Origin of the sequence: Cognatiluteimonas telluris, from assembly GCF_011320095.1 — a bacterium.
GTDB classification, from domain to species: Bacteria; Pseudomonadota; Gammaproteobacteria; order Xanthomonadales; family Xanthomonadaceae; genus Cognatiluteimonas; species Cognatiluteimonas telluris.
On the sequence record NZ_JAANOY010000024.1, the window covers coordinates 18,600 to 28,274 of the forward strand.

10 protein-coding genes are annotated in these 9,675 nt (G+C 70.5%); 8 read left to right on the forward strand and 2 right to left on the reverse strand.

Annotation, left to right across the window (positions count from 1 at the left end; translation table 11 throughout):
* The first annotated feature begins 114 nt into the window (after positions 1-114).
* The 6 genes from G7B67_RS10625 (at position 115) to rpoH (ending at position 5,053) form a co-directional block, all read left to right on the forward strand.
* Positions 115-384 (forward strand): GlsB/YeaQ/YmgE family stress response membrane protein, encoded by a 270-nt coding sequence (locus G7B67_RS10625; RefSeq protein ID WP_166212032.1) that lies wholly within the window; start codon positions 115-117, stop codon positions 382-384.
* A 184-nt stretch (positions 385-568) separates the two neighbouring features.
* Positions 569-1,258 (forward strand): cell division ATP-binding protein FtsE, encoded by a 690-nt coding sequence (gene ftsE, locus G7B67_RS10630; RefSeq protein ID WP_166212035.1) that lies wholly within the window; start codon positions 569-571, stop codon positions 1,256-1,258.
* Complete coding sequence (gene ftsX, locus G7B67_RS10635; RefSeq protein ID WP_166212037.1) at positions 1,251-2,207, forward strand: permease-like cell division protein FtsX; 957 nt, start codon at positions 1,251-1,253, stop codon at positions 2,205-2,207. Before ftsE ends, ftsX begins: the two co-directional genes overlap by 8 nt.
* Complete coding sequence (locus G7B67_RS10640) at positions 2,207-3,049, forward strand: response regulator (RefSeq protein ID WP_166212040.1); 843 nt, start codon at positions 2,207-2,209, stop codon at positions 3,047-3,049. Before ftsX ends, G7B67_RS10640 begins: the two co-directional genes overlap by 1 nt.
* Before the next feature lie 49 nt (positions 3,050-3,098).
* The gene (ung, locus tag G7B67_RS10645; RefSeq protein WP_166212042.1) at positions 3,099-3,848 is read left to right on the forward strand and encodes a uracil-DNA glycosylase; all 750 of its coding nucleotides are present in this window, start codon (positions 3,099-3,101) and stop codon (positions 3,846-3,848) included.
* A 341-nt stretch (positions 3,849-4,189) separates the two neighbouring features.
* Positions 4,190-5,053: an RNA polymerase sigma factor RpoH gene (gene rpoH, locus G7B67_RS10650; RefSeq protein ID WP_243412336.1), complete on the forward strand. Its 864-nt coding sequence runs from the start codon at positions 4,190-4,192 to the stop codon at positions 5,051-5,053.
* A gap of 168 nt (positions 5,054-5,221) precedes the next feature.
* Here rpoH and G7B67_RS10655 read toward each other — a convergent pair whose 3' ends face one another.
* The gene (locus tag G7B67_RS10655; protein ID WP_166212045.1) at positions 5,222-7,021 is read right to left on the reverse strand and encodes an SLC13 family permease; all 1,800 of its coding nucleotides are present in this window, start codon (positions 7,019-7,021) and stop codon (positions 5,222-5,224) included.
* Between the two features lie 129 nt (positions 7,022-7,150).
* Here G7B67_RS10655 and G7B67_RS10660 point away from each other — a divergent pair, with 129 nt between their 5' ends.
* Both G7B67_RS10660 and G7B67_RS10665 read left to right on the forward strand, forming a co-directional pair.
* Positions 7,151-8,011, forward strand: coding sequence for a sensor histidine kinase (locus G7B67_RS10660; protein ID WP_166212048.1), 861 nt, complete (start codon positions 7,151-7,153; stop codon positions 8,009-8,011).
* 52 nt (positions 8,012-8,063) lie between these two features.
* Positions 8,064-8,591, forward strand: a complete 528-nt coding sequence (locus G7B67_RS10665) for a response regulator (protein WP_166212050.1) — start codon at positions 8,064-8,066, stop codon at positions 8,589-8,591.
* Positions 8,592-8,674: 83 nt separating this feature from the next.
* Here G7B67_RS10665 and G7B67_RS10670 read toward each other — a convergent pair.
* Positions 8,675-9,675, reverse strand: a 1,001-nt coding sequence (locus G7B67_RS10670) for a YifB family Mg chelatase-like AAA ATPase (RefSeq protein WP_166212053.1), incomplete at its 5' end; no start/stop codon positions are given.

Genomic DNA, 9,675 nt, shown 5'->3' on the forward strand with positions numbered 1-9,675 from the left:
CAGGCCTTTTGCGCAGGCTCTACCGCTGACATCGCCATCACGGATGCGTCGCCAGACTGGATCCGCCCCCACCACTGGGGAGCTGATCGCAAATCCCTAACTAAGGAGTGGTGCATGAACTTCATTATCTGGCTAATCGTGGGCGGTATCATCGGCTGGCTCGCCAGCATGATCATGAGGACCGACGGGCAGCAGGGCATCATCCTGAACGTCATCGTCGGTATCGTCGGTTCCTTCCTCGGCGGCTGGCTGATCGCACCGCTGCTGGGCACCGGAACGGTCAATTCGGGCGACTTCAGCATCATGGGACTGATCTCGTCGCTGATCGGCGCGGTCATCCTGCTGGCCATCGTCAACCTGTTCCGTCGCGGCCACGTGCGCTGAACAACGCGCAACGTCCGCTTGCACCAAGGGCCCGGCCACGCCGGGCCTTTTTTATGCGCGCGCTCCGGCCCCCGCGTCGCCGGCCAGCCGCGATCGACGCTGGCCTTCGACCCGGGCGCCGCCGATACTGCACGCGCCGGAATGCGCAGGCGGCGCGCCGGTTTCCACGCCAGCCGGGGATCCGATGAGCGTCCTGCGCTTCGACAACGTCAGCAAGCAGTATCCCGGCGGTCATGTCGCGCTGTCGGAGGTGAGTTTCCAGGTGCAGGCGGGCGAGATGCTGTTCGTCACCGGGCATTCGGGCGCCGGTAAGAGCACCCTGCTCAAGCTGATCCACCTGTCCGAGCGGCCCAGTCGCGGCGCGGTGCTGTTCGGCGAGCGCAACCTGCGCAAGGTGCGGCGCGGACGCGTGCCCTTGCACCGGCGCGAGGTCGGCGTGGTGTTCCAGGACCATCGCCTGCTCACCGACCGCAGCGTCTACGACAACATCGCGCTGCCATTGATCCTGCGCGGCATGCGCCGCGGCGAGATCGGCAAGCGCGTGCGCAGCGTGCTCGACAAGCTCGGCCTGGCCGCGCGCGAACGCGCCTTGCCGACGCAGTTGTCGGCCGGCGAGCAGCAACGCGTCGGGATTGCGCGCGCCGTGGTCGCCGAGCCGGCGCTGCTGGTCGCCGATGAACCGACTGGCAACCTGGACCCGACGTTGTCGGCGGAAATCATGGCGCTGTTCGCCTCCCTTCCCGAACGCGGCACCAGCGTGCTGGTCGCCAGCCACGACCTGGGGCTGGTCAAGCGGATGAAGAAGCGCGTGCTGGTGCTCGACCACGGCCAGCTCGTCGACGACATCGCGCCGGAGGATCTCGCCGATGCCTGAGGCTTTCGATGGCGCCCGCGTGCGGCGCGCCGTGCCGGCGCACGGACGCATCGGCACGTGGCTGGACCACCACCTGTACAGCTTCGTCGCCAGCCTCGGCCGCGTCGCGCGGCGGCCGTGGTCGACGCTGCTGACGATCGGGGTGATGGCGATCGCACTGGCGCTGCCCCTGGGCCTGTGGCTGGTGCTGGGCAACGTCGCGCGGTTTTCCGGCGACGTGCAGCGCTCGCGGCAGATCAGCGTGTTCCTGAAGACCGGCGTCGACGACGCGCAGGCGCAGGCATTGGCTCGCACGCTGCGCGCGCGCGCCGACATCGGCGCGGTGCAGCTGCGCACCCCGCAGCAGGGCCTGGCGGAGCTGCGCGCGCGCGGCCTGGGCGAGGCGATCGATGTGGTCGGCAGCAATCCCTTGCCCAGCGTGCTGGTGGTGACGCCGCGCGGGGACGAAACCCTGCTCGCCGGCTCGCTGCAGCGCCTGCCCGAAGCCGAGCTGGTCCAGCACGACGCGCTGTGGCGGCAACGGCTCGATGGCTGGCTGCGCTTCGGCCTGCGGGTGGCGCTGGTGCTGGGCGCGCTGCTGGGCCTGGGCGCGCTGCTGGTGGTGGGCAACACCGTGCGCCTGGACATCCAGTCGCGGCGCGAGGAGATCGGCGTGCTGCAGCACCTGGGCGCGACCGACGGCTTCATCCGCAGGCCGTTCCTGTACCTGGGCACGTGGTACGGACTGGCGTCGGGCGTGCTCGCGATCGGCCTGCTGACGCTGGCAGCGACCGCGCTGCGCGCGCCGCTGGCGGAACTGGCGGCCAGCTACGGCAGCCGGTTCATGCTGCAGGGTCTGGATCCCGCGACCGCCGCCGCAGTCGTGGCTGGCGCGACCGCGTTAGGCTGGGTGGGTGCCGGGCTGGTCGCCGGTCACTACCTGCGGCAGACGCGCCCCACGGACACCTGATGGCTTCGCACGATCTTCGTCATGTCAGCGCCGACGCCCCACGGGTGATGGTCGTCGATGGTTCCAAACTCGTGCGCAAGCTGATCGGCGACGTGCTGGTGCGCGAATTGCCGAACGTCCACGTCGTCGCCTGCGCGGGCATGGCCGAAGCGCGCGCCGCGCTCGATGGCGCCCCGGTCGACCTGGTGACGACTTCGCTGTCACTGCCCGATGGCGATGGCCTGGCCCTGGCGCGCGCCGTGCGCGAAGCCGGCGGCCAGCGCTACGTGCCGGTGATCGTGGTCTCCGGCGACGCGCAGGCGCGGCTGGAGGATCGCAGCCTGAGCGAGGACGTCACCGATTATTTCGACAAGTCGCTCGGCCACGGCGCGCTGGCCGCCTTCATCCGCGGCTACGTGCACCCCGAACCGGTGCCCGGTGCGCGCGTGCTGTACGTGGAGGACAGCAAGGTGGTCGCGGTGGCGACCAAGCGCATCCTCGAACGCCACGGCATGCAGGTGCTGCATTTCCCCGATGTCGAAGGCGCGCTCGAGCACCTGCACGCCTCGCGCACCGAGGTCGACGTCGGCGCCGACCTGGTGCTGACCGACGTGTACCTGAAAGGCGCGCTGAGCGGGCGCGAGTTGCTGTCGCAGATCCGCGGCGCGTTCGGCTACGGCAAGCGCCGGCTGCCGGTGCTGGTGATGACCGGCGACGCCAATCGCGACAACCAGAGCAACCTGCTGCGCGAGGGTGCCAACGACCTGGTGCTCAAGCCGATCGAGGAGCGCCTGCTGGTGACCAAGGCGCTGTTCCAGCTGCGCATGGCCAAGCTGCCGGAGCAGCGCAGCTTCAACGCCTGACGCGTGCACCGCGCCGTGGGCGCCTCCCGCCACCCCTACAATCGCCGCCGTGAGCAGCGATCGCATCAAGCTGGAACCTTCGTGGAAGGCGCGCGTCGGCGACTACCTGCAGCGCGATGACATGCGCGCGCTGTCGGCGTTCCTGCGCACGCGCCGCGCGCAGGGCGCGCGGATCTTTCCGCCGCCGGCGAACATCTTCGCCGCCCTCGACGCCACGCCGTTCGACGCGGTGCGCGTGGTCGTCCTCGGCCAGGATCCCTACCACGGCGCCGGGCAGGCGCATGGCCTGTGCTTCTCGGTGCAACCCGGCGTCGCGGTGCCGCCGTCGCTGGACAACGTGTTCAAGGAGCTCCAGCGCGACCTAGGCGTCGCGCGCCCCGACCACGGCTGCCTGCTGCCGTGGGCGCATCAAGGCGTGCTGCTGCTCAATTCGGTGCTGACGGTCGAGGAAGGCCGTGCCGGCGCGCACGCGGGCAAGGGCTGGGAAGGCTTCACCGACCACGTCGTCGGCGTGCTGAACCGCGAGCGCGAAGGACTGGTGTTCCTGCTCTGGGGCAGCTACGCGCAGGCCAAGGGCAAGGTCATCGACACCAGCCGCCATCGCGTGCTGCGCGCGCCGCATCCATCGCCGTTGTCGGCGCATCGCGGCTTCATCGGCTGCGGGCATTTTTCCGCCACCAATGAGTACCTGCGCCGGCGCGGGCAGGCGCCGATCGACTGGGCATTACCGGCCCGCGCCGCGCTGGCCGAGCCCGTCCCTGGCGAGACGTCGGGCGGACGCCGGTCCTGTACACCGTGATGCCGGGCGAGCCTTGGCCGGCGCAGCGGCAGGGCGGAACTGATGGGGTGGCGACCATGGGACTTCTGGCGTCCCGTGGGACCTCGGCCACAGGACTGGGGAACTCGAGGCCCGGCTGTGCCCAGGCGGCCGGCGCCACGTCGCGGTGCCGGCGGTCGACGACGACCGGCCCTTGACGCCGCCTGTGCTGCAATCGCCGTTCCTTGCCGGCCGCCACCGGGTGGCGGCGTTCCATGAATGCAACGCAGGGAACCATCCGCCCGGCTTAGCAGTCCTAGGGGACCATTGCTAAAATCCTTGCCATGACCGAACTCGCCCTGCCATCCCTGCCCACCGCCGCCATGAGCCGTGCGATGGTGCCGCACAACCTGCCCGTGCCCAGTCCGCTGGGGTCGCTGGACGCCTACATCGGCGCCGTGCACCAGATCCCGGTGCTGTCGGCGGAGGACGAGCAGGCGCTCGCCCGTCGCCTGCGCGACGACAACGACCTGGACGCCGCGCGCGAACTGGTGCTCTCGCACCTGCGCTTCGTGGTCCACGTGGCCCGCGGCTACAGCGGCTATGGCCTGCCGCTGGGCGACCTGGTGCAGGAAGGCAACATCGGCCTGATGAAGGCGATCAAGCGTTTCGATCCCGATGTCGGCGTGCGCCTGGTGAGCTTCGCGGTGCACTGGATCCGTGCCGAGATGCATGAGTTCATCCTCAAGAACTGGCGCATCGTCAAGGTCGCCACGACCAAGGCGCAGCGCAAGCTGTTCTTCAACCTGCGCAAGTCCAAGACCCGCCTGGGCTGGCTCAACGCCGAGGAAGTGCGCGCGGTCGCCGCCGACCTCAACGTCAGCGAGCGCGAAGTGGTGGAGATGGAGTCGCGCCTGTCCGGCCGCGACATCGGCTTCGACCTGAGCAGCGATGACGACGACGACCACGCCCCGCCGGCGCCGGCCGCGTACCTGATGGCGCGCGAGGAAGATCCCTCGCAGGCCTACGAGCGCGAGGACAGCGAGGACAGCCAGCTCGAGCTGCTGCGCGAGGGCCTGGAACAGCTCGATGCGCGCTCGCGCGACATCATCCGCCGCCGCTGGCTGGACGACGGCAACAAGGTCACGCTGCAGGAACTGGCCGACGAATACGGCGTTTCGGCCGAGCGCATCCGCCAGGTCGAAGCCAATGCGCTGAAAAAGATGAAGGCATTGTTCGTGGCGTGAGCCCGGATTCGCGCCGGGTCCACCAGGCATCGGAATAACACCAGGCGGCCCGGCAAACCGTGCCGCCTTTTTGTGCGACCGACCGCCGCGCCGGTCGTTGGCGCGGTGCACGGCCCGCAAGATCCGTGGCCTGCGGGCGCTGACGCCTGTTCGCCCGCGGCGCCTGGATCAGCCCAGCGTCGGCAGCAACGGGCCGCCGAGCCAGAGCCATTGCGCCATCCACGCACTGACCACCGCGATCAGGGCGGTGAGCGGCAATCCCACGCGCAGGAAATCGCTGAAGCGGTACTGCCCGGGACCGAGGATCAGCAGGTTGCCGTGGTGGCCGATCGGGGTGAGGAAAGCGACCACCGCCCCCAGCGCCGTGCAGACGACGAACGGGATCGGTGGCAGGCCCAGCGAAGTCGCCAGCGAGATCGCGATCGGCCCCAGCAGCACCGTGGTGGCCGAGTCCGAGAGGATCTGCGTGAGCAGCGCGGCGGCCGAGAACATCACCAGCAGCACGCCCAGCGGCGGCCAGTGCGCGACGACGTGCAGCAGTCCATTGGCGAGCAGCTTGGCGGTGCCGGTCTGCTCCATCGCGATGCCGAGCGGGATCACGCCGGCGATCATGACGAAGATCCGCACGTCGATCTCGCGGTAGGCGCGCTCGATGTCGACGCAGCGGGTGGCGACCATCGCCACCGCGCCGAACAGGAACGCCAGTGACGCCGGCAGCCACTCCGTGGCGGCGGCGAGGATCGTCAGGCCCAGGATCAGCAGCGCCATCGGCGCGCGCAGCCGCCGCTTGGCTTCGCCGGCGAAGGGCACCAGCATCAGGAAACCGTGGTGGGCGGCGAAGTTGCTGAAGTTGGACGGGCGCCCGTACAGCACCAGCAGGTCGCCATCGCGCAGGCGCGCATCGGACAGGCGCTCGCCGATCTCCCCGCGCCGCCGCCACAGGCCCACGATCACGGCTTCGAACTGGCGCGAGAAGTCCAGTTCGCGGATCGAGCGGCCGATGAACTCGGAACCAGGTGCGACCACCGCCTGCACCAGTTCCGGCTCGCCGTCCCCATCCAGCCGCCGGCCGAAGCGGGCGATCGCGTTGAGGTCCAGGCCCGGATCGTCGTGCAGCGACATCAGTGCATCGGCCGACGCCTCGACCAGCAGCACGTCGCCGGCCAGCAGCGGGCTGTTGGGGCGCAGGTCGTCGCGCGGCTTGCCGTCGCGCAGCCAGCCGCGCAGCCGGAAGCGGTCGCCCAGCGCCTTCTGCAGTTCGGCCAGCGGCCGCGTGCTCCAGCGCGAGCCTTCCACCACCAGCAGCTCGGTGCGGTAGCGATCCAGGCGCAGGTAGTCGTCGTCGCCGTGGGTGCCGCTGCGCCGTGGCAGCAGCCAGCGGGTGAGCTGCATGTAGACCATGCCGACCACCACCAGCGCGATGCCGATGGGCGTGATCGCGAACACGCCCAGGCCCTGGCCACCATTGCGCTCGATCAGGTCGTTGGCCAGCAGGAAGGCCGGGGCGCTGACCAGGGTGAGCGTCGTGCCCAGGGACGCGGCCAGCGACATCGGCATCAGCAGCCGCGACGCCGGCAGGTCGCGCTCGCGCGCATGGCGCAGCGTGATCGGCAGCATCATCGCGGTGACCATCACGTGGTGGGTGAAGGCCGACAGCGCCGCCACCGCCGGCATCAGCACCGCGACCGCGCGTGCCTCGCTGCGGCCGGCAGCGCGGCCGATCCACTGGCCCAGGCGCTCGGTGACCCCGGTGGCGGCGAGCCCTCCGGAGATCACGAACACCGCCGCGACGATGATCGCCGGCTCGCTGGCGAAGCCCGACAGCGCCTGCGCCGGCTTCAGCACGCCACTGACCACGAGCGCCAGCAGCACCACCATGGCGGTGACATCCACCCGCAGGCGCTCGCTGATGAACAGGTACAGCGCCCCGGCCAGGATCAGCAGGAACAGGATCTGGTGTAAATCCATCCGGGATGGCAGCCTTCGACGTCAGTCACAGATCGCATTGTGCGGCAGCGCTCTTCACGCGACGTGCACACGGCCGCCCGGGGTCCGGGAGGCATGCTGTGGGCGCCTAGTCCTACCACAGCATTCGTGATGTCCGACCTGCACGCGCCCGATTCCAGGAGCACCGAACACCCAGGCGCCGCGCGTCCAGATGGCGCGCCGGCGCAGCATGGCGCAGGCGGTCGCGAGGCTCAGGACGCAGGCGCGGCTGCCGGCGCGGCGCTGGCGGGCATGGAGCGTGAGCTGGCCCAGGCGCGCGCCGAGCTGACAGCCCTGCGGCTGGAGCAGGCGACGCTGGCGCACGGCCTGTCGCATGACCTGCGCGCGCCACTACGGGCGATCGACACGTTCTCCGCGCTGGTGCAGGCCGATGGGTCACTGGCGCCCGCCACCCGCGCGCACGTGGCCCGGGTGCGCGCCGCCGCCAACCGCATGGGCGGGCTGATCGACGCGCTGCTGGAGCTCTCCCGCGCCAACCGCGCCGAACTGCACGCGGAGGTCGTCGACCTGGGACTGCTGGTCGAATGCGCGGTCGCCCTGCACCAGGAAGCCGAACCCGGCCGTGAAGCCCGGCTCGAGCTCGACCCGGGCCTGCTGGTCGAGGGCGACGAACGGCTGTTGCGGCTGCTGGTATCCCACCTGGTCGGCAACGCATGGAAGTTTTCGCGCGAGCGCGACTGCGTGCGCATCCGCGCCACCGGCCAGCGCGTCGGCGATCGCCTGCAGCTGGAGTTCCAGGACCGCGGCTGCGGCTTCGACATGCGCTATGTCGACAAGATCTTCCAGCCATTCCAGCGACTGGCCGGCAGCGAACAAGGTGGCGGCCACGGATTGGGCCTGGCCGTCGCGCAGCGGGTGGTGGAGCGCCATGGCGGCCGGCTGCACGCGCATGCCGAGCCTGGGGAGGGCTGCTGCCTGCGCTTCGACCTTGCCGCCGCCGCTCCCGCCTGACGGCGGGCGTGCAGTACGCTTTACGCATCCCCCGAAGCGAGAACCCCGGTTCATGGCCACCGAACGCCTGCTGCTGGACACGCCTGCCGGCGACGCATCGATCGAGCCGGGGCGTGGCAACGAGCGCCCAGCCGGCAGCGCGCACAAGGTCATCCTGCTGGTCGAGGACAATCCCGACGATGTCGAACTGACCCGGATCGCGTTCGACGAAGCCAAGATCGCCAACCAGCTGATCGTCGTGCAGGACGGCGCCGAGGCGCTGGATTACCTGTTCGCCCGTGGCGCCTATGCCCATCGCGACCCGCAGGCGCTGCCCTCGATCGTCTTGCTGGACCTCAACCTGCCCAAGATGGACGGACGCGAGGTCCTGCAGGCAATCCGCGACAACCCGGCGACCCGCAGCCTGCCGGTGGTGGTGATGACCACCAGCGCCGAACCCTTCGATGTCCAGGCGACCTATGCGCTGGGGGTGAACAGCTACATCCAGAAGCCGGTCGACTTCGAGCGTTTCGTGTGGGCGGTCAAGCAGGTGGGCCTGTACTGGCTGGTGTTGAACCACCCGCGCGAGGGGAACAGCTGACCGCGCAAGCGCTGCGGCTGGCCGCGATCGCCCATGCGATCGCGCGCATTGCGCGCGGGCGGCGACTGGTCGACCGGCTGGATTCAGGCCGCGACCGCTGTCGCGCGTTCGACGCGGCGATAGCCCAGTGCCTCGGCCAGGTGTGCGGTGGCGATCTGCGGACTGTCGGCCAAGTCGGCGATGGTGCGTGCGACGCGCAGGACCCGATGCATCGAGCGCGCCGACAACTGCAGCGCGTCGATCGCGCGTTCGAGCAGCAACTGGTCCTGTGCGGCCAGCTGGCAGGCGGCCATCGTCCCGGACTGCCCCAGCTGGGCATTGGCCCTGCCCGCGCGCGCCAGTTGCCGCGCGCGCGCTGCGACCACGCGCTCACGGACGCACTGGCTGCTTTCGCCGTCGGGTGCATCGGGTCGCAGCAACGCGGGAGGCAACCGCGGAACGTCGACGTGCAGGTCGATGCGATCCAAGAGCGGGCCGGAAATCTTCGCCCGGTAACGCTGGATGGCATCGGCATGGCAGCGGCAGCGGCCGGACGGATCACCGGCCCAGCCGCAGGGGCAGGGATTCATCGCCGCGACCAGCTGGAAGCGCGCCGGGAACTCACTTTGCCTCGCCGCCCGCGAGATCGTCACCACGCCCGACTCCAGCGGCTCGCGCAGGACTTCGAGCGCGCGCCGGTCCCACTCGGGCAGTTCATCCAGGAACAACACGCCGTTGTGGGCCAGCGAGATTTCGCCCGGCCGTGGTTCGGCGCCGCCGCCGACGAGGGCGACCGCGCTCGCGGTGTGGTGGGGACTGCGGTACGGGCGCTCGCGCCAGCGCGCGGGATCCAGCCCGCGCCCGCTGACCGATGCGATCGCCGCGGCTTCCAGCGCCTCGTCCTCGGTGGCCTCGGGCAGCAGGCCGGTCAGGCGCGAGGCCAGCAGGGTCTTGCCGCACCCCGGCGGCCCGACCAGCAGCAGGTGGTGGCCACCGGCGGCCGCCACCTCGAGGGCACGGCGCGCGTGCGCCTGGCCGCGCACGTCGCGCATGTCCGGGCCCGCCGGCGCCCGCGTCGGTGCGGCGATGGCGCCGGGCAGCGCCC